Source organism: Caballeronia sp. AZ10_KS36, assembly GCF_023631105.1.
In the GTDB taxonomy this organism is placed as follows: Bacteria; Pseudomonadota; Gammaproteobacteria; order Burkholderiales; family Burkholderiaceae; genus Caballeronia.
Map to the genome: position 1 here is coordinate 36,091 of NZ_JALQDQ010000019.1, position 23,315 is coordinate 59,405.

21 protein-coding genes are annotated in these 23,315 nt (G+C 63.7%); 14 read left to right on the forward strand and 7 right to left on the reverse strand.

Annotation, left to right across the window (positions count from 1 at the left end; translation table 11 throughout):
* The first annotated feature begins 78 nt into the window (after positions 1-78).
* The 6 genes from hemA to NCR35_RS13620 all read left to right on the forward strand — a co-directional run bounded on the left by hemA (position 79) and on the right by NCR35_RS13620 (position 5,265).
* A complete protein-coding gene (hemA, locus tag NCR35_RS13595) occupies positions 79-1,377 on the forward strand; it encodes a glutamyl-tRNA reductase (protein ID WP_250534756.1) in 1,299 nt (432 codons plus the stop codon).
* A gap of 99 nt (positions 1,378-1,476) precedes the next feature.
* Complete coding sequence (gene prfA / locus NCR35_RS13600; RefSeq protein ID WP_175946602.1) at positions 1,477-2,559, forward strand: peptide chain release factor 1; 1,083 nt, start codon at positions 1,477-1,479, stop codon at positions 2,557-2,559.
* Positions 2,556-3,392 carry a peptide chain release factor N(5)-glutamine methyltransferase gene (gene prmC, locus NCR35_RS13605; protein ID WP_250534757.1) on the forward strand — a complete coding sequence of 279 codons (837 nt, stop codon included), beginning with the start codon at positions 2,556-2,558 and terminating at the stop codon, positions 3,390-3,392. Before prfA ends, prmC begins: the two co-directional genes overlap by 4 nt.
* A 63-nt stretch (positions 3,393-3,455) precedes the next feature.
* Positions 3,456-3,767, forward strand: coding sequence for a Grx4 family monothiol glutaredoxin (gene grxD, locus NCR35_RS13610; protein WP_250534758.1), 312 nt, complete (start codon positions 3,456-3,458; stop codon positions 3,765-3,767).
* A 13-nt stretch (positions 3,768-3,780) separates the two neighbouring features.
* Positions 3,781-4,380, forward strand: coding sequence for a UbiX family flavin prenyltransferase (locus tag NCR35_RS13615; protein WP_250534759.1), 600 nt, complete (start codon positions 3,781-3,783; stop codon positions 4,378-4,380).
* Between the two features lie 99 nt (positions 4,381-4,479).
* Complete coding sequence (locus NCR35_RS13620) at positions 4,480-5,265, forward strand: DODA-type extradiol aromatic ring-opening family dioxygenase (protein WP_250534760.1); 786 nt, start codon at positions 4,480-4,482, stop codon at positions 5,263-5,265.
* A 98-nt stretch (positions 5,266-5,363) separates the two neighbouring features.
* Here the strand turns inward: NCR35_RS13620 and NCR35_RS13625 are convergent, their stop codons facing one another.
* Positions 5,364-6,956: an APC family permease gene (locus NCR35_RS13625; protein ID WP_250534761.1), complete on the reverse strand. Its 1,593-nt coding sequence runs from the start codon at positions 6,954-6,956 to the stop codon at positions 5,364-5,366.
* 453 nt (positions 6,957-7,409) lie between these two features.
* On the opposite strand from NCR35_RS13625, the gene NCR35_RS13630 reads away from it, so the two are divergent.
* Positions 7,410-7,613 (forward strand): cold-shock protein, encoded by a 204-nt coding sequence (locus NCR35_RS13630; protein WP_007000074.1) that lies wholly within the window; start codon positions 7,410-7,412, stop codon positions 7,611-7,613.
* 73 nt (positions 7,614-7,686) lie between these two features.
* On the opposite strand, the gene NCR35_RS13635 is transcribed toward NCR35_RS13630, so the two are convergent.
* Entirely contained in the window at positions 7,687-8,937 is a 1,251-nt protein-coding gene (locus NCR35_RS13635; protein ID WP_250534762.1) for an Hsp70 family protein, read from the reverse strand.
* Positions 8,938-9,122: 185 nt separating this feature from the next.
* Between NCR35_RS13635 and NCR35_RS13640 the strand changes: the two genes are divergently transcribed.
* Positions 9,123-10,610: an MFS transporter gene (locus tag NCR35_RS13640; protein WP_250534763.1), complete on the forward strand. Its 1,488-nt coding sequence runs from the start codon at positions 9,123-9,125 to the stop codon at positions 10,608-10,610.
* A 693-nt stretch (positions 10,611-11,303) separates the two neighbouring features.
* Here the strand turns inward: NCR35_RS13640 and NCR35_RS13645 are convergent.
* Complete coding sequence (locus NCR35_RS13645; RefSeq protein ID WP_250534764.1) at positions 11,304-11,900, reverse strand: nitroreductase family protein; 597 nt, start codon at positions 11,898-11,900, stop codon at positions 11,304-11,306.
* 73 nt (positions 11,901-11,973) lie between these two features.
* Complete coding sequence (locus NCR35_RS13650; RefSeq protein ID WP_250534765.1) at positions 11,974-13,257, reverse strand: MFS transporter; 1,284 nt, start codon at positions 13,255-13,257, stop codon at positions 11,974-11,976.
* Positions 13,258-13,369: 112 nt separating this feature from the next.
* On the opposite strand from NCR35_RS13650, the gene NCR35_RS13655 reads away from it, so the two are divergent.
* Both NCR35_RS13655 and NCR35_RS13660 read left to right on the forward strand, forming a co-directional pair.
* Entirely contained in the window at positions 13,370-14,029 is a 660-nt protein-coding gene (locus tag NCR35_RS13655) for a TetR/AcrR family transcriptional regulator (RefSeq protein WP_250534766.1), read from the forward strand.
* Positions 14,026-14,580, forward strand: a complete 555-nt coding sequence (locus NCR35_RS13660) for a DUF1415 domain-containing protein (RefSeq protein WP_250534767.1) — start codon at positions 14,026-14,028, stop codon at positions 14,578-14,580. Before NCR35_RS13655 ends, NCR35_RS13660 begins: the two co-directional genes overlap by 4 nt.
* Here the strand turns inward: NCR35_RS13660 and NCR35_RS13665 are convergent, their stop codons facing one another.
* Complete coding sequence (locus tag NCR35_RS13665; protein ID WP_250534768.1) at positions 14,581-15,450, reverse strand: class I SAM-dependent methyltransferase; 870 nt, start codon at positions 15,448-15,450, stop codon at positions 14,581-14,583.
* Between the two features lie 385 nt (positions 15,451-15,835).
* On the opposite strand from NCR35_RS13665, the gene NCR35_RS13670 reads away from it, so the two are divergent.
* Positions 15,836-16,156 carry a hypothetical protein gene (locus NCR35_RS13670; RefSeq protein ID WP_061125643.1) on the forward strand — a complete coding sequence of 107 codons (321 nt, stop codon included), beginning with the start codon at positions 15,836-15,838 and terminating at the stop codon, positions 16,154-16,156.
* Between the two features lie 48 nt (positions 16,157-16,204).
* Here NCR35_RS13670 and NCR35_RS13675 read toward each other — a convergent pair whose 3' ends face one another.
* Positions 16,205-16,903: a FadR/GntR family transcriptional regulator gene (locus NCR35_RS13675; protein WP_350029201.1), complete on the reverse strand. Its 699-nt coding sequence runs from the start codon at positions 16,901-16,903 to the stop codon at positions 16,205-16,207.
* A 268-nt stretch (positions 16,904-17,171) separates the two neighbouring features.
* Here NCR35_RS13675 and NCR35_RS13680 point away from each other — a divergent pair, with 268 nt between their 5' ends.
* The 3 genes from NCR35_RS13680 (at position 17,172) to NCR35_RS13690 (ending at position 21,252) form a co-directional block, all read left to right on the forward strand.
* Complete coding sequence (locus NCR35_RS13680) at positions 17,172-18,302, forward strand: mannitol dehydrogenase family protein (protein WP_250534769.1); 1,131 nt, start codon at positions 17,172-17,174, stop codon at positions 18,300-18,302.
* Positions 18,303-18,421: 119 nt separating this feature from the next.
* A complete protein-coding gene (locus NCR35_RS13685; protein ID WP_250534770.1) occupies positions 18,422-19,702 on the forward strand; it encodes an MFS transporter in 1,281 nt (426 codons plus the stop codon).
* A gap of 8 nt (positions 19,703-19,710) precedes the next feature.
* Entirely contained in the window at positions 19,711-21,252 is a 1,542-nt protein-coding gene (locus NCR35_RS13690; RefSeq protein WP_244847334.1) for a UxaA family hydrolase, read from the forward strand.
* Between the two features lie 202 nt (positions 21,253-21,454).
* On the opposite strand, the gene NCR35_RS13695 is transcribed toward NCR35_RS13690, so the two are convergent.
* Positions 21,455-23,089 carry an NAD(P)/FAD-dependent oxidoreductase gene (locus NCR35_RS13695; RefSeq protein WP_250534771.1) on the reverse strand — a complete coding sequence of 545 codons (1,635 nt, stop codon included), beginning with the start codon at positions 23,087-23,089 and terminating at the stop codon, positions 21,455-21,457.
* Positions 23,090-23,315 lie beyond the last annotated feature (226 nt).

Genomic DNA, 23,315 nt, shown 5'->3' on the forward strand with positions numbered 1-23,315 from the left:
ATAAATGAACGAATTCCTAAAACGCTATAATATTGGGCCATCTGAAAGGCGAACGGCTTAGGGCCAACGCATAACTACATGCAGCTCCTCACGATCGGAATCAATCACCACACTGCGCCTGTCGCCTTGCGCGAACGCGTGGCGTTTCCGCTCGAACAGCTCAAGCCCGCGCTCTCCGCGCTGAAGGACGTCTGGCTCGGCCCGCTCGCGAAGGCGTCGCCCGAAGCGGCCATTCTGTCCACCTGCAACCGCACCGAACTCTACTGCGCGACGGACGACACCGCCGCGCGCGACGCCGCCATCCAGTGGCTGTCGAAGTACCACAATCTGCCGGTCTCGGAACTCGCGCCGCACGTCTACGCGCTGCCGCAGTCCGAAGCCGTGCGCCACGCCTTCCGCGTCGCGTCCGGTCTGGATTCGATGGTGCTCGGTGAAACGCAGATCGTCGGTCAGATGAAGGACGCCGTGCGCACCGCGTCGGAAGCAGGCGCGCTGGGCACGTATCTGAACCAGCTTTTTCAGCGGACGTTCGCGGTCGCGAAGGAAGTGCGCTCGACGACCGAGATCGGCGCGCAATCCGTCTCGATGGCCGCCGCCGCCGTGCGCCTCGCCGAGCGCATCTTCGAAGACATTTCGAGCCAGCGCGTGCTGTTCATCGGCGCGGGCGAGATGATCGAGCTTTGCGCCACGCACTTCGCGGCGCAAAATCCGCGCGAACTCGTCGTCGCGAACCGCACCGCCGAACGCGGCGAGAAGCTCGCGGAGCGTTTCAACGGCCGCGCGATTCCGCTCTCCGAGCTGCCCACGCGCATGCACGAGTTCGACATCATCGTGTCGTGCACGGCGTCCACGCTGCCGATCATCGGTCTCGGCGCGGTCGAGCGCGCGGTGCGCGCGCGGCGGCATCGGCCGATCTTCATGGTCGATCTCGCCGTGCCGCGCGATATCGAGCCGGAAGTCGGCAATCTGCAGGACGTCTTCCTCTATACCGTCGATGACCTCGGCGCCATCGTCCGCGAAGGCAATGCGTCGCGGCAAGCGGCGGTCGCGCAGGCCGAAGCGATCATCGAAACGCGCGTCGCCAATTTCATGCAGTGGCTGGATGCGCGCAGCATCGTGCCGGTCATCCGCCACATGCACACGCAGGCCGACGCGCTGCGCCGCGCCGAAGTCGAACGCGCCCGCAAGCTGCTCGCGCGCGGCGACGATCCGGCCGCCGTGCTCGAGGCGCTGTCGCAATCCCTCACGAACAAGCTCATTCACGGCCCCACGCACGCGCTCAACCGCGCGAGCCGCGAAGAGCGCGACCAGCTCATCGATCTGATGAGCGGCTTCTACCGCCACGGCGGCGCTGGCAGCGATTCATCGGACCGTTAGCGGCCGTCTCTTTGCTACTCTCGAATGCTCCGCGTCTAATGCGCGGCGGCTTCTCCGATTGCAGTTTTTCCTGACGCCCCAGCGCGTCATTCCCGCCCGATGAAAACCAGCATGCAAAGCAAGCTCGACCAGCTTGCAAAACGGCAGGTCGATCTCAACGAACTGCTGAGTCGTGAAGACGTGACGTCCGACATGGACCAGTACCGCAAGCTCACGCGCGAGCACGCGGAAATCAGCCCGATCGTCGAGCAATACGCGCTCTGGCGTCAGGCGCTCACCGACGAAGCCACCGCGCAGGAACTGCTCGCCGACCCTTCGATGCGCGATTTCGCCGAAGAGGAAATAGGCGAGGCGCGCGAGCGCATGGCGAAGATCGAAAGCGATCTGCAGACGATGCTGCTGCCGAAGGACCCGAACGACGAACGCAATATCTTCATCGAAATACGCGCGGGCACGGGCGGCGACGAATCGGCGCTGTTCGCGGGCGATCTGCTGCGCATGTATCTGCGCTACGCGGAACGCAATCGCTGGACCGCCGAGACGATGTCCGAAAGCGTCTCGGATCTCGGCGGCTATAAGGAAGTGATCGTGCGGATAGCGGGACAAGGCGCGTATTCGCGGCTCAAGTTCGAATCCGGCGGGCATCGCGTGCAGCGCGTGCCGGCGACGGAAACGCAGGGGCGCATCCACACGTCCGCCTGCACGGTCGCGGTCATGCCGGAAGCCGATGAAATCAGCGAAGTCGTCATCAATCCTGCGGATTTGCGTATCGACACGTTCCGCGCGTCGGGCGCGGGCGGGCAGCACATCAACAAGACGGATTCGGCCGTGCGCGTCACGCACTTGCCGACGGGCATCGTCGTCGAATGTCAGGACGACCGCTCGCAGCACAAGAACAAGGATCGCGCGCTGAAGGTGCTCGCCGCGCGCATCAAGGACAAGCAGTATCACGAGCAGCACGCGAAGGAAGCCGCGACGCGCAAGAGCCTGATCGGTTCGGGCGACCGTTCCGAGCGCATTCGCACGTACAACTTCCCGCAAGGGCGCATGACGGATCACCGCATCAATCTGACGCTCTACAAGCTCGAATACATCATGGACGGCGATCTGGACGAACTGATCGGCGCGCTCGTGTCCGAGCATCAGGCGGAACTGCTCGCGGCGCTCGGGGAAGCGGAGTGACGACCGCGACGGACTTGCTGCGCGCCTCGCCGCTGCCGGCGCTGGAGACGCGCGTGCTGCTGACGCATGTGCTCGGCTGGCGGCGCACGGAACTGATCACGCGCGATGCCGAAACGCTCGATGCGACGGCCGTCGCGCGGTTCGAGGCGCTCGCGGCGCGGCGCGGCGCGGGCGAACCGATCGCGCAACTGACGGGCAAGCGCGAATTTTTCGGCCTCGATTTCGACGTGACGCCCGACGTGCTGATTCCGCGTCCGGAAACCGAATTGCTGGTCGAAACGGCGCTCGACGCCATCGCCGGGACGCCGAATGCCCGCGTGCTCGATCTCGGCACCGGAACCGGCGCCATCGCCATTGCAATCGCTCACGCGCGGCCCGATGCGCGCGTCTTCGCCGTGGACCGCTCGCCCGCCGCGCTCGATGTCGCCCGGCGCAATGCCGATCGGCTGCTCGATCCCGCACGCGCGGGCGGCGCGCTCACGTTCATCGAAAGCGACTGGACCGCGAACGTCGATGCATCGCTGCGCTTCGATGCGATCGTCAGTAATCCGCCGTATATCGCGTGCGACGATCCGCATCTCGCGCAAGGCGACCTGCGCTTCGAGCCGCGCGGCGCGCTCACCGACGAGGCCGACGGGCTTTCGGCGATTCGCGTCATCGTCGAGACGGCGCCTTTGCTGCTCGCGCCGACCGGCGCGCTGTGGATCGAGCACGGCTACGATCAGGCCGACGCCGTGCGCCAGTTGCTGTCCGCGCGCGGCTTCACCGCCGTGCGTTCGCTGCGCGATCTCGCGGGCATCGAACGGATCAGCGGCGGCCTCGCGCCGGCCTGAGCGAGCGCCCGGACAGGCGAAATCCGCTATCATTTCGAGACTTACCTTCTTCGCAGGAACGCCATGGAAACGCAAGAACGCATCAAGCAGATCGTCGATCAGAACCGGGTCGTCCTTTTCATGAAAGGCACCGCGCAATTCCCGATGTGCGGCTTCTCGGGCCGCGCCATTCAGGTGCTGAAGGCGTGCGGCGTCGATCAGATCACGACGGTGAACGTTCTCGAAGACGACGCCATTCGCCAGGGCATCAAGGAATTTTCCAACTGGCCGACCATTCCGCAGCTTTACGTGAACGGCGAGTTCATCGGCGGCTCGGACATCATGATGGAGATGTATCAGTCGGGCGAGTTGCAGCAACTGTTCGCCGCCGCTTAAAGTCGCATTGCAAGTGAGTGCGCCTGCTGCTGCCAAGCGACGGCTGATCGTCGCGATCACCGGGGCAACGGGCGCCATCTACGGCGTACGTCTGCTCGAGACGCTGCGCCGGCTGGGCGGCGTGGAAACGCATCTGCTCGTGTCGAGCGCGGGCTGGCTCAACGTCCAGCACGAACTCGATCTCGACAAAGCCGCCGTCAATGCGCTCGCGGACGTCGTGCATAACGTGCGCGATGTCGGCGCGAGCATCGCCTCGGGTTCCTTCGCGACGGACGGCATGATCGTCGCGCCCTGCTCCATGCGCACGCTCGCGAGCATCGCGCACGGCCTCTCCGACAACCTCGTCACCCGCGCCGCCGATGTCGTGCTCAAGGAACGCCGCCGGCTTGTGCTGCTCGTGCGCGAGACGCCGTTCAATCTCGCGCATCTGCGCAATATGACGGCCGTTACCGAAATGGGCGGCGTCATTTTTCCGCCGCTTCCGGCGTTCTATCAAAAGCCCGCGAGCATCGACGAAATGGTCGATCACACCGTCGCGCGCGTCATCGATTTGTTCGGCGTGACGCAGCCGATCGCAGCCGCGTGGTCGGGCATGGGCGGCGCGAGCGACTGATTGCCAACGGGGCGGACATAATCCGTTGCCCCGGCCGCCGTTTATCTTCGTTGCGGCTGGCTATACATTGGTGGCATCTCATCCTCCGAGGCTGCTGCCATGAGCCGACTACCGACCGTCTTCATCTCCCACGGCGCGCCGACGCTGCCGATCGATCCGGCCATGCCTTCCGCCGAATTCGCCGCGCTCGCCGCGACGCTGCCGAAGCCTCGCGCGATTCTCGTACTGTCCGCGCACTGGGGCACGGCGCAACCGGTGGCGAGCGTCGCTGCGCGGCCCGACACCATCCACGATTTCTACGGCTTTCCGCCCGCGCTGTACGAACTGCGCTACCCGGCGCCGGGCGCGCCGGAGGTTGCGGAACGCGCCGCCGCGTTGCTTGCGGCTCACGGCGTGCCGAGCGCAACGGCGGTCCACGGACTCGACCATGGCGCGTGGGTGCCATTGCTGCTGATGTTCCCGGATGCCGCCGTGCCGGTCGCGCAGCTTTCCATTCAGCCGCGCCTGGACGCCGCGCATCACTTTCGCGTCGGCCGGGCGCTGCGTGATCTGCGCGATGACGGCGTAATGATCGTCGGTTCCGGGCAAATTACGCACAATCTGCGCATGGCGGATTTCGGCGCGCGGCCGGAAGACGCCGATCCGCGCGTGGTCGAGTTCACCGACTGGTTCGAGTCGCGGCTGAAAGCGCGGGACATCGACGCGCTGCTCGACTATCGCGCCCGCGCGCCGCACGCCGCGCTGATGCATCCGACGGACGAACATCTGCTGCCCGTCTTCGGCGCGATCGGCGCGGCGGCGGACGATTACGACCTGCGCATCCAGTCGCTCGGCACGTTCCAGCGCGCGCTGGCGATGACCAACTACGTTTTCGCGGACGCTTGATCCGGCCCAGAAACGACGAAGCCCGCCTGAACGTTGGTCCAGGCGGGCTTCGTTTTACTGCAGCGGATGACGCTTTAGGTGACGCTTTAGGTGACGCTTTAGGCGCCGATTTCGTGCAGGATGTCGTCGCGGCTTTCGCGCTCGTCCAGATACTCAGAGCGATAACCGGTGTGCACGCCCCAGTAGTAATACAGCAGCGACATGACGGCGACCACGGCCATGTCCCAGCCATACGGCAACAGGCCACTGCCGCCGAACTGCTTGCTGCCGATGAGCGACAGCACGGCCATCGACGGCAGATAGCCGATCAGCCACCACGCCGCCTTCAGGTCGCGGCCCCAGCCGGCGAAGCCCGTCTTGCTCTGAAAGTAGAAATACACGGGCAAGGCAACCACCATCAGCAGAATGATGTGTCCCGTCAGCGGCCACTTCGCCCAGTAAAGCACGAGCGACGCGCACACGAATGCGAACGGCGCGATCACGCCCATCATCGGCAACTTCAGCGGGCGTTCCAGATCCGGAGCGGAACGGCGCAGCGCCATCAGGCTGATCGGGCCGGTGAGGTACGAAATGACCGTCGCCACCGAGATGACCGCCGCCAGCGTGCCCCAGCCGCGGAAGAAGAACATGAAGATGAACGCGACGATCAGGTTGAACCACATGGCCGGACGCGGCACGCCGTAGAACGGATGCACGTTGCCGAACATCTTCGGCATCGTGTTGTTGCGCTCCATCGCGTAGATCATGCGCGTGGTCGTCGCCATGTACGTGGTGCCGGTGCCGCTCGGGCTCACGAACGCGTCGATGTAGAGCAGCACAGCGAGCCAGTTCAGGTTGAGCGCAATCGCCAGTTCCGCGAACGGCGACGCGAAGTGGAAGTGCTTCCAGCCCTGCATGACGTCGCTCGGGTTCACCGCGCCGATGTACGCAATCTGAAGCAGCACGTAGATCACGAGCGCGATCAGAATCGAGCCGACCACGGCGAAGGGCACGCTGCGCGCGGGGTTGCGCGCTTCGCCGGCCAGATTCACCGGGCTCTGAAAGCCGTTGAAGCTGAACACGATGCCGCTCGTCGCAACCGCCGTCAGCACGGCAGGCCAGCCATAGGGCGCGAAGCTCGACACCGTACCGAAGTTGTCCGAGTGAAAGCCGCTGAAGATGAGGCCCGCGATGGTCGCGCCGGGAATCAGGAACTTGAAGATGGTGATGGCCGTGTTCGCCCGCGCGAACACCTTCACGCCCCAGTAATTCAGCATGAAGTAGACGATGACGAGCAGCGCGGACAGCGCGAGCCCGCTCGTGGTGAGCGTCTCGTTGACGAAGAGCGCGTGCGCCCAGTCGTACGGCCACGTGCTCATGTACTGAATGGACGCTTCGGCCTCGATGGGGATCACCGAAACGATGGCGATCCAGTTGGCCCACGCCGCGATGAAGCCGACGAGCGCGCCATGCGAGTAGCGCGCGTAACGGACCATGCCGCCCGATTCCGGAAACATGGCGCCCAGCTCCGCGTACGTCAGCGCAATCGCCAGAATAACGACCGCACCGATCACCCACGCGCAGATGGCGGCAGGCCCGGCGATCTGCGACGCTTTCCACGCCCCGAACAGCCAGCCCGAACCGATGATGGATCCCAGGCCGGTCAGCATCAACGCCAACGGCCCGATATTTCTTTGTATCGAACTCTTCACGATCTTCTCCAATGTCTCGCGTCGCACGCGAGGTCGAACACGGCTAAGCGGCCGCATTCGCCGGGGTGCCGGTATGAGTGCCGGCGACACGGCGACGCTGGTGCAACCCCTCTTGACGAGGCGCGTAGTTTAACGGTTGCACCTTTCGATTGCAGCCGGGTGGCTCAGAATTCAGCATTTCTGGGCGGTGTGACGGGCTGCTGACAGTGGAGAAACGCGTCGTGCGAAAGCGATCGGATCGTGTCTCAAAAAATCCCTTCAGACTGGTCGGATATTATTTGACCGCGAAATGGTTTCGCCGTATAACCCTTCTTGCAGGATTTCAAGTGGCGAGTGAAGTGGTTCTTTCGTAGTTCGCCATCACGGTACTCCGGTTGGTCCCATTGCCCCTTCCTTGATTTTCATGCACCCCTGGCTTCGGCCTTAATCATCAAATTTTTTGGAATAAGTAATATGGAAACCGGTACCGTCAAGTGGTTCAATGACGCAAAGGGCTTTGGCTTCATCACCCCGGATGGCGGCGGCGAAGATCTGTTCGCGCACTTCTCGGAAATCCGCATCGAAGGCTTCAAGACGCTTCAGGAAAACCAGAAGGTCAGCTACGAAGTCAAGACCGGCCCGAAGGGCAAGCAAGCTGCAAACATCAAGCCGGTCTAAGACCCGCTCGATCGAAAAAAACCCCGCATTCGCGGGGTTTTTGCTTTGGGCGACTTGAATCATCAGGCGAAAATCAGCCGAACACGCGCTGCGCGTAGATGCCGAGGCCGGTGGCCACGCTCGCCAGCCGATCGCCGAACACGGGCTGCGCCGCCGGGAACGCCGCCGCGAGCGCCTCCGAAAGAAAGCGCAGGCCGGTCGTGCCGCCGGTGAAATAGATCGCGCCGACATCCGCCGCGTCGACGCCCGCGCGCTTCACCGTCTCCAGCGCCGCTTCCACGATGCGCCGCGTTTCGTCTTTTCCCGCCTCGATCAGTTGCTGCTCGTCGAACGGCACGCGCAGCGCCTCCTCGATTTCCTCCATGTCGATCTCGGTCGCGCCGCCCGCCGACACGTCGATCTTCGCTTCTTCGGCGTGCGCGGTGAGCGCGTGCCCCAGCCGGCGGTCGACCACGCGCATCAGCCGGTCGTGATGACGCGGATCGACGTACAGATGACGCATCAGCTGCAATTCGCCCACGCGCTTCGGCGTGTAGACGGTGTTGATGAGATGCCACGTCGCGAGGTCGAAGTAGACGCGGTTCGGCACTTCGCGGCCCTGCGGATCGAGCGCCTGATAGCCGAGCTGCCGGAGAATGGTCGCGAGTTCGACGCGACGGTCGAAATCCGTGCCGGCCACGTGAACGCCATGATGCGCGAGCACATCGCTTTTGCGATCCAGTTGGCGCGCCCGCTCCGGCCCCACACGCACGAGCGAAAAGTCCGACGTGCCGCCGCCGATGTCCGCCACGAGCACGAGTCCTTCTTGCGTGAGACGCGCTTCGTAGTCGAAGGCCGCGGCGATCGGTTCGAACTGGAAGTGAATCTCGCGGAAACCGACCGCGTGCGCGCACGCCTCGAGTTGCTGCTGCGCCATGCGGTCGGCGCGCGGGTCGTCGTCGACGAAAAACACCGGCCGGCCCAGCACGGCGCGGGTCAGTGGATCGGGCGCCACCGCCTGCGCCTTCTGCTTGAGGTGCTGGAGGAAGAGCGTGATGACGTCGGTGTATTTGATGGCCGAGCCGTCGCCGAGGTCGGTGACGTTGTCCGCGAGCGGCGAGCCGAGAATGCTCTTCATCGAGCGCATCAGACGGCCGTCGAAGCCGTCGATGTACGCCTTCAGCGCCGCCCGGCCATACGACTGCTCGTTCTCGTCGGTGTTGAAGAAGACGGCGGTCGGCAGCGTGGTCGCGTCGCCTTCGACGGGCGCGAGCCGCATGCGCAGGCCATCGGGCAGGGCGACAGCAGAGTTCGACGTGCCGAAATCGATCGCGCAATAGGTCATGGGATTCGCGGCGGCGTTACGAGGCAACGCCGCGTATCAAAAAACGTGGACGGGGTTTGTACCACGGCGACGCATGGGTCATCAATCTTTCACGCGTTAAAGATCGCCTATACGGTTGAGCCGAAGAAAGCGGAATGCAGCTTGCTCGGGCCTGTGCGTCGCTCAACCGCCGACAACCGGACGCCATGAACGAAACCAGCGCACCTGAAGACACCCGTTCGACAGCCCCTTCAGGTCAGCGATCCGGCATTATCGAGACAGATTTGCCCGGCCGGCTCGACCGTCTGCCGTGGGGCCGCTTTCATACGCTGATTGTCTTGGCGCTCGGCGTCACCTGGCTGCTCGACGGACTCGAAGTCACGCTCGCCGGCGCGGTCGCGAGCGCGCTGAAAACCAGTCCGGTGCTGCGCTTCTCGAACGCGGATGTCGGCTTCGGCGGCAGCGCGTACATTGCAGGCGCGGTGATCGGCGCGCTCGGCTTCGGCTGGCTCACGGACCGGCTCGGACGGCGCAAGTTGTTCTTCATCACGCTGTTTCTCTACGTGGCCGCTACCGCCGCGACCGCGTTTTCGTGGGACCTCGCCTCGTTCGTGCTCTTTCGGTTCCTGACGGGCGCGGGCATCGGCGGGGAATACACGGCGATCAATTCGACGATTCAGGAGTTCACGCCCGCCCGGCTGCGCGGCTGGACCGACCTCGCGATCAACGGCACGTTCTGGGTCGGCGCGGGCATCGGCGCGGCGGGGTCGCTGGTGCTGCTCGATCCGGGCATGCTGCCGCCCGACTGGGGCTGGCGCGGCTGCTTTCTGATCGGCGCGGCGCTCGGCCTCACGATTCTCTTCATGCGCATGTGGGTGCCGGAGAGCCCGCGCTGGCTCATTACGCACAACCGCGAAGACGAAGCGCGGCAGGTGGTCGAAGAAATCGAAGCGCATTTCCGCGAGCACGGCGTGACCGTGCCCGACACGCCGGTCAAGCCGCTGCGCCTGCACGCGCGCGAACACACGCCGCTGCGCGAAGTCGCCGATACGCTGTTCAAGGTGCATCGGCGGCGCTCGCTCGTCGGGCTGATGCTGATGACCGCGCAGGCGTTCTTCTACAACGCGATATTTTTCACCTACGCGCTGGTGCTGACCGACTTCTACCACGTACCGGGCGATCACATCGGCTGGTACGTGCTGCCGTTCGCCGCCGGCAATTTCCTGGGGCCCGTGCTGCTCGGCAAGCTGTTCGACGTGCTCGGCCGCCGCCGGATGATCGCGTTCACGTACGCGACGTCCGGCGTGCTCCTCACGATCAGCGGGTGGATGTTCACGCAAGGCATGCTCACCGTCACCACGCAGACCATCGCGTGGATGATCATTTTCTTCTTCGCGTCGGCGGCGGCGAGTTCGGCGTATCTGACGGTGAGCGAGACGTTCCCGCTCGAAATCCGCGCGCTGGCGATCGCCGTGTTTTATGCGTTCGGGACGGCGCTCGGCGGAATCATCGGACCGGCGCTTTTCGGACAGTTGATCGACACGCACGAGCGCGGCGCGGTGTTCATCGGTTATCTGATCGGCTCGGGGCTGATGGTCGCGGCGGCGGTGGTCGCGGGCATTTGGGGCGTCGCGGCGGAGCGAAAGTCGCTCGAGGATGTGGCTCGGCCGTTGTCGGCGGCGGATGATCAGTGAGTTTGGGGCGCAGCCGGACGCTTGTTTGTTGCGCTTCGCAGGCGGCCTTGGCGGGCGAGCGCCGCAGTTTCGCGATCGCGCAGGGTTTCGTCTGCCCGACTGGCGTCTTTGCAATGCCCGTCGATCAACTTCGCTCCTCAGTCAACCAAAAGCCTTGCCCCACCCGCCTTCGAACGCCTCCTCCACCCAACCGCCGACGCATGCGCGGCGCGGTTTTCTATGTCTTGCAGCGTCGCGTCCAGCAGACTCGCGTCGCCATGATGCCCGACGGTCACTGACGCCGCGTTCTCGACCGAACGCCTCGCACGCGCGCTTCCGAACGCCTTTTTCCGCATAGTCAGCGCTGTTTTGCCTTCGCACAGGCTTTCGCCGAGCGAACTGGCGTGACAGCAGTGCCCGACGATCACTGCCGCCCTGCGCTCAACCAAACGCCCCCGCGCGCCCTCGAACGCCATTTCGCCCAACGGCCGACGCGTGTGGCGCGGTTTCCCTCTCTCACAGGCTTTCATCTAGCAGACTCGGCTGTGACGCCCGACGCCCACTGACTGCGCGCACTGAACTCAACGCTTTGCCGCCGCGCCTTCGAACGTCTCGCTTCAAACAGGTGGGCGCGTGCGTGTTCCGCGTTCGCACAGGCTTTCGCCCAGCGAACCGGCGTCTCAGCAATGCCCGGCGATCACCGCCCACCCTCGCTCAACCAAACGCCTTCCCCCACGCGCCCTCGAACGCCGTCTCCCCCAGCGGCCGACGCGTGCGCGGCGCGCTTTCCCTCTCGCGCAGGGTTTCGTCCAGCAGACTCGCGTCGCCGTGATGCCCGACCGAAATCATCGCGATCAGCTGCACGTCGTCAGGCACCGAGAACGCCGCGCGGAAGGCGTCGCGATCGAAGCCGCCCATCTGATGCGCCGCGAGGTCCAGCGCGTGCGCCTGAAGCACGAGCGCCATCGCCGCCGCGCCGGTGTCGTAGGCGGCGGCCTGATTCGGCTCGCCCTTCGGCGTCAGCGTGGACGCCGCCACGCAGATCAACAACGGTACGTTCGCGCTCCATTTCTGGTTGAACGGCACGAGCGTGTCGAACGCGCGCTGAAACGCCGCTTCGTCGCGATGACGGTCGAACACGAGGAATCGCCACGGCTGCAAATTACTCGACGACGGCGCCCAGCGGGCCGCTTCCAGCAACCGATGCAACTGCGCGCGGTCGACCGGCTCGTTCGAATACGCGCGCGGGCTCCAGCGGCCGGCCAGCAGATCGTGGATGTCGATATCGGTCGGAGCGGGCTTTGCACTCATGGCGTGACTCCTTGTCATGTGAGAAAGATCAAGCATAAACAAGGACGCCGCAGCACGCAGGCACCCGTTCGCGTCAGGTAGCGGCCACGCCGGCAGCACGCCCCGCCCGGTTGATGCGCAGCACCGCCACTGCCGCGACCAGGCACAGAGCGCCGGAAATCATCGTGGCGACGGTGTAGCTGCCGAGGCTCGAGCGCAGCATACCGCCGCCCAGCGCCGCGAACGCCGCGCCCAACTGATGCCCCGCGACGATCCAGCCGAACACGATCGGCGCGGATTCCTTGCCGTACACGTCGGTGGCGAGACGCACGGTCGGTGGAACGGTGGCGATCCAGTCGAGGCCGTAAAACACTGCGAAGACCGGCAAACCGAAGAAGTCGATGCCGAACGCATAGGGCAAATACATCAGCGACAGACCGCGCAGCCCGTAGTACCAGAAGAGCAGCACGCGCGCGTTGAAGCGGTCGGACAGCCAGCCCGAAAGCGTGGTGCCGAAGAGATCGAAGATGCCCATGGCGGCGAGCAGCGTCGCGCCCTGCACCTGCGTCATGCCGTAATCCGCGCACATGGCGATCAGATGCGTGCCGACATAGCCGTTCGTGCTCGCGCCGCAGACGAAGAAGCTGAAAAAGAGCAGCCAGAAATCCCGTGTCCTGCTCGCCGACGACAGCGCGCCGAACGCCACCTTGATCGGATTCTTATGCGCCGCAGCGGCGGCGGGCGGCGTGCCGGCGGCCTCTCCGACGGGCCGCAGCGCGACATCGGCGGGACGCTCGGGAAGCAGCCACGCGACGAGCGGCAGCACGACCGCCGCCGCCACTGCGACCACGTACACGACCGGGCGCCAGCCGTGGTGCTCGGAAATGGATGCGAGGAACGGCAGGAACACGAGCTGACCGGTGGCCGAACTCGCCGTGAGAATGCCCATGGCGAGGCCGCGATGCGTCGTGAACCAGCGGTTCACGACCGTCGCCGAGAGCGTCAGGGCCGCGACGCCCGTCGCGCCACCGACCACCACGCCCCAGACCAGCACCATTTGCCACGGCGCGGTCATCATCGCCGAAGCGCCGACGCCCGCTGCCAGCGTCGCCAGCGCGGCGAGCAAGGTCGGGCGCACGCCGAAACGCTGCATCGCGGCGGCGGCGAACGGGCCGGTCAAGCCGTACAGCGCCAGATTGATCGAGATGGCCAGTGAAATGGTGCCGCGCGACCAGCCGAGCTGTTTTTCGAGCGGCAGCATCATCACGCTCGGCGTGGCGCGCGTGCCGGCTGCGGCCAGCAGCACCAGAAACACGACACCCACCGTCACCCATCCGTAGTGCATGCGGCCTTCGAGCCGTTTCGCTACCCAATTCATTGCCGCTCCGCTCAGTTGATTTTCTTCGTTACTGGTCAGTCACATTGGAGTTGCGAGCTTAGTTACTGATCGGTAACATGTCAAGACCCAAGCAGTTTTCGAGGACCCGACTTTGACACGATCATCGGCCGCCCCGGCCAAAGCCCCTGCCCGCCGTCAGGTGCGGACCGACGGCGCGACGGCGCAGGAGCAGCTACTCGACGCGGCGCAGGCACTTTTTTATCGCGAAGGCGTTCGCGCGGTCGGCGTCGATGCCGTCGTGGAGCGTGCGGGCGTCAACAAGATGAGTCTTTATCGGCGGTTCGCGTCGAAGGACGAACTCGTCGTCGCGTATCTGGAGCGCATGGACGACCGCTTCCGGCAACGGCTCGAGGCGAGCTTCGACAAACATCCGGGCGATCCGGCGAAACAACTCGTGCAGGCGTTCGACGATCTCGTCGAGCGGGCGTCGGCGCCGGATTATCGCGGCTGTCCGTTCGTGAACGTGTCGTGCGAGTTCGGCGACCCTGCGCATCCGGCGCGGCAACTCGTCGAGCGAAACAAACACTACGTGATGACGCGTTTCATCGAAAAATGTCAAGCGGTCGGCGCGGAACAGCCGGTCGAACTGGCAGAATCGCTGGCACTGCTTCTCGATGGCGTGTACGCGACGAGTCAGACTTATGGCCCCGGCTCGGGGCCGCTGCGCGCGGCATCGCGGGTGGCGCGCACGCTCGTTGATGCTGCATGCAAGAAAGGCAATCACCCGCAAGGAAATCAGGAAAGCTCATGAAGGACCGAAGCACCCGCGACGAAGTGATCGCGGCCACCGAGCACTGGCTCACGCGAGCGGTCATCGGCCTCAATCTGTGCCCGTTCGCCAAGAGCGTGCACGTGAAGGGACAGATCCGCTATGTCGTGAGCGAAGCGCGAACCGTGGAAGACGTGGTGGTAGAACTCGCGGACGAATTGCGCCTATTGCACGAGAGCGATCCGGAGGCCATCGACACCACGCTTTTTATCACGCCCGACGCCTTCGCCAATTTCCCTGATTACAACGACGCGCTCTTTTTTGCCGAACGTCTGCTCGGCGAACTGGGGTTGGCGGGCGAGTTGCAGATTGCCAGCTTTCATCCGCAGTACCAGTTCGACGGCACAGAGCCGGACGATATCGACAACTACACGAATCGCGCCCCGTTTCCCATCTTCCATCTGTTGCGCGAAGCGAGCATCGATCGCGCGGTCGCCGCGTTTCCGGACGCCTCGGACATCTACGAGCGCAACATCGAAACGCTGCGCCGTCTCGGGCACGACGGCTTCAAGGCGTGGATGAACAAACGATAACTACTGCGTAAAGAAACGCTCGCGGAGTTCGTCGAGCCCCAGCGTTTCGAGCACATCCGAAAGCCGCTGCGCCGGACGGCCGCGCGGCAAGTCCTTGAACTGCGCAATGATCAGTTCGTTCTTCATCGAATGTTCCCAGCCCACGAGCTCGGTCACGCTGACCTGATAGCCGTGCGATTCGAGTTGCAGGCAACGCAGCACATTGGTGATCTGGCTCCCGAATTCGCGCGTGTGCAGCGGATGCCGCCACATTTCGGTCAGCACGTTCTTCGAGAGCGCGTGTCCCTTGTTCTTGCGCAGCACCGACGCGACTTCCGCCTGACAGCACGGCACCACCACGATGTACTTGGCCTTCTTCTGTAGAGCGAAATGGATGGCGTCGTCCGTTGCGGTATTGCATGCATGCAATGCGGTCACGACATCGACTGTGTCCGGCAATTGCTGGGAATGAATCGATTCGGCCACCGACAGATTCAGGAAGGACATGCGATCGAAGCCGAGCCGTTGTGCCAATTCCTCCGACTTTTTTACCAGCTCCTCGCGCGTCTCGATGCCATAGATGTGTGACCGATCGCGCAGAGTCTTGAAGAAGAGATCGTAGAGAATGAAGCCCAGGTAAGACTTCCCTGCTCCGTGATCGACAAGCGACACGGAGCCTTGCCGCTGGTGCACATCGGCCAGAAGCGGTTCGATGAACTGAAACAAGTGGTAGACCTGCTTCAGTTTTCGACGGCTGTCCTGATTCATCTTGCCGTCGCGCGTGAGGATGTGCAGTTCCTTCAGCAGTTCGATGGACTGTCCTGGGCGGATTTCGTGCTTGGTTTGCGGATCGGACGCGCCGGGCGACGCGGCAGTGGACTTCTTGGCCATCGTAATCAGTGACTGGAGTGTGAAAAGCGGGGCATGTTCGCGCTGAATGTGCGCTAACCGCTGGTTCTGCCGTCTCAAAAGAGGAAGTTTACCCAAAAGCGCAAAGACGCTCTTGTTCCGCCTGACGGTTGGATGGCAAACGCGGCCCGAAAAGGCCCGTGGAACGGATCGTGCATCGTCTGACAATGAGGCCATTGATACAGACAGCACACGATGCGACCCGGAAGATCGCACGACGATGCAACAAGGCAGGAGCAACAAGCTGGGTAGCAAAGCCGCGTTTCGCAACGCTTTCGTTGTCGCCGCGTGTGGCTCTGTTACGTAACACCTAACGCACAGCGCGGCGAATGCGACTCGCCGGCGCCATGATCAAGAGAGGACGGCGATGGATGCGATCCCGGACAAAAAAGCAGAGAAGCAGTTTCAGGAGATGCTCGCGGCACTGACCGCAATGCCTGCGTGGAGCGAAAAGCAGCAACTCGAGCTGGAAATGGCCCGCGAGATTTCCGTGGAGATGTTGCGCCTGGCAGAATCGATGCGCGACGGCTCCACCGATATCGAAACATGCCTGACCATGCTCAAGTACGCGAAGGTGATGGACTTCGTGCTGACGACGCTCGCGTCGCGCCGGGACATCGCCCCGCAGACGCTGCGCGTGATCTTCAAGCTAGCCGGCTTGAAGGTCGATGAAGCCTATCCTGGCTGACGCACCGTCCCGCCTGAAGCCGGCCCGCCCTCCGAGGACGCGCCGGCTTCACGTCTTGCGTTTGGTCATGAGCCGTGCCGCGGAATTGCGCATGTGCCGCTGCATGGCGGCCTGAGCCTGAATCGCGTCGCGCGCTTCGAGCGCTTCAAGAATGTCGCGGTGCTCCGTCAGCGCGGCCGCCCACGTTTCTTCTCCCTCGAAATGCCCCCGAAGCGTCGATGACAGCGGGCTATGCCGCTCGTCGTAGAGCGCGCCGACGGTCCGCACCAGCACGTCGTTGCCGGACATCTGCGCGATCGCGACATGAAACGCGCGATCCGCGGTCATCGGTATGAGGCCGTTCTCCACTTCGCGCGCCATCGTTTCGTACACCGTACGCAGCGCCTTCAGCGCCTTCGGCCGCGCGAACGGCGCGACGCTCGCGGCAATCGCGCCTTCGATCACGCTGCGCGCATTCATGATTTCGATGGGACTCTCGCCGAGTTCGGCTTCGGCGCGCGGCGGCTTCGCGGCCGGCGTCGCACTGATATAGACGCCCGAACCCATGCGGATCTCGACGCGCCCTTCCAGTTCGAGCGCAACCAGCGCCTCGCGCACGGACGGCCGGGACACGCCGAGCGTCTGCGCCAGCTCGCGCTCCGAAGGCAGCCGGCCGTTCGGCGCGAAATCCTTCTGGTCGATCAACCCGCGCAGCTTGTCGGCGATCTGCAAATAAAGACGCCGGGTCTCCGGTGGTTTCACACTCACGTGCTGACTCCTGAAAGCTCGGGGAAAACGTGAATTGTAATCAGGCGAGGCGCTAAAGCACCGTAGACAGGCGGTTCAGCGAACATTGACTGCTTACAAGTGGCTTGACCAATCGCGATTGAAGCCACTAGTATGCGATCTGGTAAGGCCACGTGGCCATCTTTTTTTCGATCCTGCTGGAACCGTTTCCAGACAGGGACGGACCGAGCCCATTACGCCATCCGTCGCGGGCACGGCGAATGCCCCGCACGACGTGAGCGACGCAATCATGAGCAATCCGATTCTTCAGTTCGGCACGAGCCGCTTTCTTCAGGCACACGTGGACTTCTTCGTCGCCGAGGCGGCGCGGCGCGATCCATCGAAGGCGCTCGGCAAGATCACGGTCGTGCAGACCACGTCGAGCGCGGACAGCCGCGCGCGCACGGATGCGCTGCGTGCAACGGGACGCTATCCCGTGCGCATTCGCGGAAGGCGCGGCGACGAGACCGTGGACGTGACCATCGAAAGCGATTCGATCCCCGAAGCGCTGCACGCGAACGAAGACTGGCCGTTGCTCCTGCAACGCATTCAGCGCGACGTGAAAGTCATCGTCTCGAATACGGCCGATGCCGGCTACGCGCTCTTCGATGAAGACACCGCCGATCTGCTCGACGGCCAGGGCACGCCGCGCGGCTTCGCCGCGAAGCTCGCGGTGCTCTTGCATGCGCGCTTCCGCGCGGGCGCCGAGCCGATCACGCTGCTGCCCTGCGAACTGGTTTCCCGCAATGGCGACACGCTGCGCGACCTCGTGTGCGGCGTCGCGCGCGGGTGGCAAATGGACGACGCTTTCATCCGCTATCTGACGAACGATTGCATCTGGGTCAACTCGCTCGTGGACCGTATCGTATCGGAGCCGATCGTTCCGGTCGGCGCGATCGCCGAGCCTTACGCGCTGTGGGCCATCGAGCGGCAGCCGCGCATGGTGCTGCCGTGCGAGCACGAAGATATCGTCGTCACCGACGATCTTGCGCACTACGAACGGCTCAAATTGCTGCTGCTCAACCTCGGCCACACGATGCTGGCCGAACTTTGGCGTACGCGCAACGGCGCGCCGGACATGACCGTGCTCGACGCCATGCGCGATCCCGCTTACCGCGATCCGCTGGAGACAGTTTGGCGTGACGAAGTGTTACCGGTGTTCACCGCACTCGGCCAGCACGACGTTGCGACGGAATATCTCGCGAGCGTGCGCGACCGGTTCGAGAACCCATTTCTCGTGCATCGGCTCGCGGACATCGCGCGGAATCATGAGGAGAAAAAGGCCCGGCGCTTCCAGCCGGTCATCGAACTCGCCGGCGAGCTCAAGCTCGATGTCGAGCAGAAACGACTGCGCGAGGCATTGCGAACGACACCCCACTGATTAGCCACGCCAGTCCGCCGGAGAAGCGGACAGCACACTGAATTCCATCAACACGGCCCGCCGCACGGCATAGGCGGACCCGCCGACACGAACGTAGCCGCTTCCAGCAGGAGACACAAATGCGCAAGATGCGTTGGGTAGTAATATTTCTGGCCTTCCTGGCCATCGCCATCAATTACATCGACCGTGCGAATCTCGCCGTCGCGGCCCCTCAGATCGAAAAGGCGCTCGGCATCGGGCCGGCGGAGATGGGCTTCATTCTGAGCGGCTTCTTCTGGACTTACGCGCTGATGCAGATGCCGTTCGGCTGGTTCGTCGATCGCGTCGGCGCGCGCATCGCGCTTCCGCTGGCGGTCGGCTGGTGGTCGGTATTTACGGCGCTGACCGCGGTGACCACGAGCGTCGCCGGCATGTTCGGCTGCCGGCTGATGCTCGGCATCGGCGAAGCGGGCGCGTATCCGTCCTGCGCAAAACTCGTGTCGCAATGGTTCACGAAAGAACAGCGCGCCTTCGCGACCAGCATCTTCGATAGCGGCTCGCGCGTCGGCTCCGCGCTGTCGATTCCTGTCGTCGCGCTCATCATCAGTTCGTTCGGCTGGGAAGCGTCGTTCGTCATCACCGGCCTGCTCGGCTTCGTGTGGATCGTGGGTTGGTTCGCGATCTACCGGAACAAGTCGAAGGGCGACCTCACCGGCGAAGTCGATGCGCCGCCGCAACCGGTTGCCCCGAAGAACAAGGTGTCGTGGGCCTCGCTTTTCAAGTACCGCACGCTGTGGGGCATGATGCTCGGCTTCTTCTGCCTTAACTTCGTGATTTACTTCTTCATCACGTGGTTCCCGAGCTATCTGGTTCAGGCGCACGGCTTCTCGCTGAAATCGCTCGGCACGCTCGGCACGATTCCCGCGCTCATGTCGATTCCGGGCGGCTGGCTGGGCGGCTTCGTCTCCGACTCGCTCTTCAAGCGCGGCTGGAGCCTGACCGCGGCGCGCAAGACCTGCATGGTCGGCGGCATGCTGCTCTCGTCGGTCATCACGTTGTCGGCGTTCACGTCGAACATCTATCTGATGCTTGCGTTCTTCGGCATTGCTTACGCGAGCCTCGCGTTCGCGGCTGCCAGCATCTGGTCGCTCCCGAGCGACGTCGCGCCGACGCCGGACCACGTTGCGTCGATCGGCGGCATTCAGAACTTCGCGTCGAACCTGGCGGGCATCGTCATCACGACGTTCACCGGCGTGATGCTTTCGATCACCAAGGGCTCCTTCGTTATTCCGCTGTGCGTCGCGGGCGGATTTTGCTTCCTCGGCGCGTTCAGCTATCTTGTGATCGTCGGCAAGATCGAGCCGCTCGATGAAGCGGATAAACGCGCCGTTGGCGACAAGCGCGCACCCTCCACCATCTAAGAAAGATCATGTCCACCGTATCCAACGACCATGCGGTCATCCGGCTGCATCCGAAAGACGACGTCGTGATCGCGACACGTCAGTTGCTTTCCGGCGCGCGCATTGCGTCGGAGGATCTCGTCGTCACCGGGCTGATTCCGCCGGGTCACAAGATCGCCACCCGCGCGATCGCGGCGGGCGAGCCCGTCAAACGCTACAACCAGATCATCGGCGTGGCGAAAGAGGCGATTGCGCGCGGCCAGCACGTGCACACGCAGAACCTCTCGATGGCCGATTTCGCGCGCGAACACGAGTTCGGCGTCGACAAGCATCCGACGCCGTTCGTCGAGTCGCCGGCCACGTTCATGGGCATTCGCCGCGACGACGGGCGCGTCGCCACGCGCAATTTCGTCGGCGTGCTGACGAGCGTGAACTGCTCGGCGACGGTCGCGCGCGCGATCGCGGACCATTTCCGGCGCGATGTGCATCCGGAAGTGCTGGCGGATTATCCGAACGTCGATGGCGTGATCGCGCTCACGCACGGACTCGGATGCGGCATCGACATGCAGGGCGAAGGGCTCGGCATTTTGCGCCGGACGCTCGCCGGCTACGCGGTGCATCCGAACTTTCATTCGGTGCTGTTCGTCGGCTTGGGCTGCGAGACCAATCAGATCGGCGGCGTGCTGGAATCGGCCGGATTGAAGGACGGCGAGCGCCTGCGCAGCTTCACGATTCAGGACAGCGGTGGCACGCGGAAAACCATCGAACGCGGTATCGCGATGGTCAAGGAAATGCTGGCGGACGCCAATCGCGTGCAGCGTGAGCCGTTGCCGGCGTCGCATCTGATCGTCGGCTTGCAGTGCGGCGGCTCGGACGGCTACTCCGGCATCTCGGCGAATCCGGCACTCGGCGCGGCAGTCGACAAGCTCGTCGCACACGGCGGCACGGCGATTCTTTCCGAAACGCCCGAAGTGTACGGCGCAGAGCATTTGCTCACGCGCCGCGCGGTGAGCCGCGAAGTCGGCGAAAAGCTGCTTGCGCGTATCAAGTGGTGGGAAACCTACTGCGAGCGCAACGGTGCGGCGATGGACAACAACCCGTCGGCGGGCAACAAGGTCGGCGGGCTGACCACGATTCTCGAAAAATCGCTCGGTGCGGTCGCTAAGGGCGGCACGACCAATCTCGTCGAAGTGTACGAGTACGCGCAGCGTATCGACGCGAAGGGCTTCGTCTTCATGGATTCGCCCGGCTACGATCCGATGTCCGCGACCGGTCAGGTGGCATCCGGCGCGAATCTGATCTGCTTCACGACCGGCCGCGGCTCGGCTTACGGCTGCGCGCCGTCGCCATCGCTCAAGCTCGCGACGAACACGGCGCTGTGGGAGCGGCAGGAAGACGACATGGATATCAATTGCGGCGGCGTGATCGACGGCACCGCGACCATCGACCAGCTCGGCGACGAGATTTTCCAGATGATGCTGGATTGCGCGTCAGGCGTGCCGTCTAAGAGCGAGCAACATGGGTACGGGCAGAGTGAGTTCGTGCCGTGGCAAGTTGGTGTGGTGACTTGATTACTCGTGGCGCAGACCTTCGCAAGAGAAGTGGCAATTGGACGGCGCACCATCGCGGAAAGGCTTCCGCGAGTGGTGCGCGGTCGTGAGCTCCAGCCATCGTTTGGCGGGAGCCGTCCGGTGTTTTGAAAGCTCGTCTAACATGACGGGCGGACCTGCATCGCATGAGGCTGACCAGTCGATTACCAACGATGCCGTTGGATTAGACGGTCGCGGAATGCTCCGCCATCATCCGCAGAGCAACGGCCTCGGCGACTTCGATGCCGTCGATTGCCGCCGAGTAGATGCCGCCCGCGTACCCCGCGCCCTCGCCTGCCGGGTATAAGCCTTCGACATTCACGCTCTGATAGTCATCCTTTCGACGCACGCGCAACGGCGAAGATGTGCGCGTCTCGACGCCGGTTAGCACCGCATCGTGCATCGCGAAGCCGGGGAGCTTCTTGTCGATCTGCGGCAACGCTTCCCGGATCGCCTCGATCACGTAATCGGGCAGAACCGTGCTGAGATCCGTCGGCTTGACGCCCGGCTTGTACGATGGAATCACCGAACCGAGCGACGTCGACGGACGGCCGGCAATGAAATCGCCGACGAGCTGCGCAGGCGCGCAGTAATCGCCGCCGCCAAGTTCGAACGCGCGCTCTTCCCACTTCCGCTGAAACGCGATTCCCGCCAGAGGACCGCCCGGATAATCCTCCGGCGTGATCCCGACGACGATGCCCGCGTTCGCATTCCGCTCCGCGCGCGAGTACTGGCTCATGCCGTTCGTCACGACGCGCCCCGGCTCGGACGTCGCCGCGACGACCGTACCGCCGGGACACATGCAAAAGCTGTAGACGGAGCGTCCATTGCTGCAGTGATGCACCACTTTGTAGTCGGCAGCGCCCAGGCGCTCGTGGCCGGCAAACTTGCCGAAGCGGCTACGGTCGATCACACCCTGCGGATGCTCAATGCGAAAGCCAAGGGAAAACGGTTTGGCTTCCATGAAAACGCCGCGTTCGTGCAGCATCTCGAAGGTATCGCGTGCGCTATGCCCGACGGCCAGCACGACGTGGTCGCAGCGAAGCGTTTCACCGGTCGACAGGCGCAGGCCGCGCACCTTGCCGTTGTCAATGTCGATGTCTTCCACGCGCTGCTGAAAACGCACTTCGCCACCAAGCTGGTGAATCGTCGCGCGCATCTTCTCGACCATGCTAACGAGTCGAAAGGTGCCAATATGCGGGCGGCTCAAATAGAGAATGTCTTCCGGCGCGCCCGCTTTGACGAATTCGTCGAGAACTTTCCGGCCGTAGTGCTTCGGATCCTTGATCTGGCTATAGAGCTTTCCGTCCGAGAAGGTACCGGCGCCACCTTCCCCGAACTGCACATTGGACTCCGGCTGGAGTTCGTTTCGCCGCCAAAGTCCCCACGTGTCTTTGGTTCTTTCGCGCACGGCCTTTCCGCGCTCGAGGATGATCGGCCGAAAACCCATTTGCGCCAGAATCAGCCCGACGAACAGCCCGCAAGGCCCCATGCCAATGACGACCGGTCGGAGCATCGCGGACCGCTCGGGCGCTCGCGTCACGAAGTGGTACGTCATATCCGGCGTCACGCCGCAATGCGGATGCGGGTGCGCCTTGAGGCGATCGAGCGCAGACGCTTCGTCCTTCACGGTGACATCGACGATGTACGTCAGCTTGATGTCGGCGCGTTTGCGGGCGTCATGAGCGCGCCGGAAGACGTGGAAATCGACGAGTTCCTCCGCAGCGATCCCGATTTCGGCAAGACGCGCGATGACAGCGGGCTTGATCGCGGAATCGGGGTGATCAAGGGGCAGTTTGATTTCGCTTAAACGTAGCATGAGAACTCGATGACAACGACGATGCGGAATACGACGGAGATTCTAGCGCGCCTGAATCGGTTCGCCGCGCGAGTCGACTTGCGCACCGCGCGCGGGGCCAGAAAACGCAAAAACCCCACCTTTTCGGGGTGGGGTTTTTGTTTTGCAAGGGGGAGCCTGACGATTACCTACTTTCACACGGGCAATCCGCACTATCATCGGCGTGGAGTCGTTTCACGGTCCTGTT

What these genes read in the sequence shown, in the direction of transcription:
- NCR35_RS13620 (WP_250534760.1), top strand. Translation starts at nt 4,480, where the DNA reads ATGAGCCGACTACCGACCGTCTTCATCTCCCACGGCGCGCCGACGCTG.
- NCR35_RS13660 (WP_250534767.1), top strand. Translation starts at nt 14,026, where the DNA reads ATGAAGGACCGAAGCACCCGCGACGAAGTGATCGCGGCCACCGAGCAC.
- NCR35_RS13695 (WP_250534771.1), bottom strand. Translation starts at nt 23,089, where the DNA reads ATGCTACGTTTAAGCGAAATCAAACTGCCCCTTGATCACCCCGATTCC.
- NCR35_RS13670 (WP_061125643.1), top strand. Translation starts at nt 15,836, where the DNA reads ATGGATGCGATCCCGGACAAAAAAGCAGAGAAGCAGTTTCAGGAGATG.
- NCR35_RS13645 (WP_250534764.1), bottom strand. Translation starts at nt 11,900, where the DNA reads ATGAGTGCAAAGCCCGCTCCGACCGATATCGACATCCACGATCTGCTG.
- NCR35_RS13685 (WP_250534770.1), top strand. Translation starts at nt 18,422, where the DNA reads ATGCGCAAGATGCGTTGGGTAGTAATATTTCTGGCCTTCCTGGCCATC.
- hemA (WP_250534756.1), top strand. Translation starts at nt 79, where the DNA reads ATGCAGCTCCTCACGATCGGAATCAATCACCACACTGCGCCTGTCGCC.
- prfA (WP_175946602.1), top strand. Translation starts at nt 1,477, where the DNA reads ATGAAAACCAGCATGCAAAGCAAGCTCGACCAGCTTGCAAAACGGCAG.
- NCR35_RS13690 (WP_244847334.1), top strand. Translation starts at nt 19,711, where the DNA reads ATGTCCACCGTATCCAACGACCATGCGGTCATCCGGCTGCATCCGAAA.
- NCR35_RS13680 (WP_250534769.1), top strand. Translation starts at nt 17,172, where the DNA reads ATGAGCAATCCGATTCTTCAGTTCGGCACGAGCCGCTTTCTTCAGGCA.
- grxD (WP_250534758.1), top strand. Translation starts at nt 3,456, where the DNA reads ATGGAAACGCAAGAACGCATCAAGCAGATCGTCGATCAGAACCGGGTC.
- NCR35_RS13665 (WP_250534768.1), bottom strand. Translation starts at nt 15,450, where the DNA reads ATGGCCAAGAAGTCCACTGCCGCGTCGCCCGGCGCGTCCGATCCGCAA.
- NCR35_RS13630 (WP_007000074.1), top strand. Translation starts at nt 7,410, where the DNA reads ATGGAAACCGGTACCGTCAAGTGGTTCAATGACGCAAAGGGCTTTGGC.
- NCR35_RS13650 (WP_250534765.1), bottom strand. Translation starts at nt 13,257, where the DNA reads ATGAATTGGGTAGCGAAACGGCTCGAAGGCCGCATGCACTACGGATGG.
- NCR35_RS13635 (WP_250534762.1), bottom strand. Translation starts at nt 8,937, where the DNA reads ATGACCTATTGCGCGATCGATTTCGGCACGTCGAACTCTGCTGTCGCC.
- NCR35_RS13640 (WP_250534763.1), top strand. Translation starts at nt 9,123, where the DNA reads ATGAACGAAACCAGCGCACCTGAAGACACCCGTTCGACAGCCCCTTCA.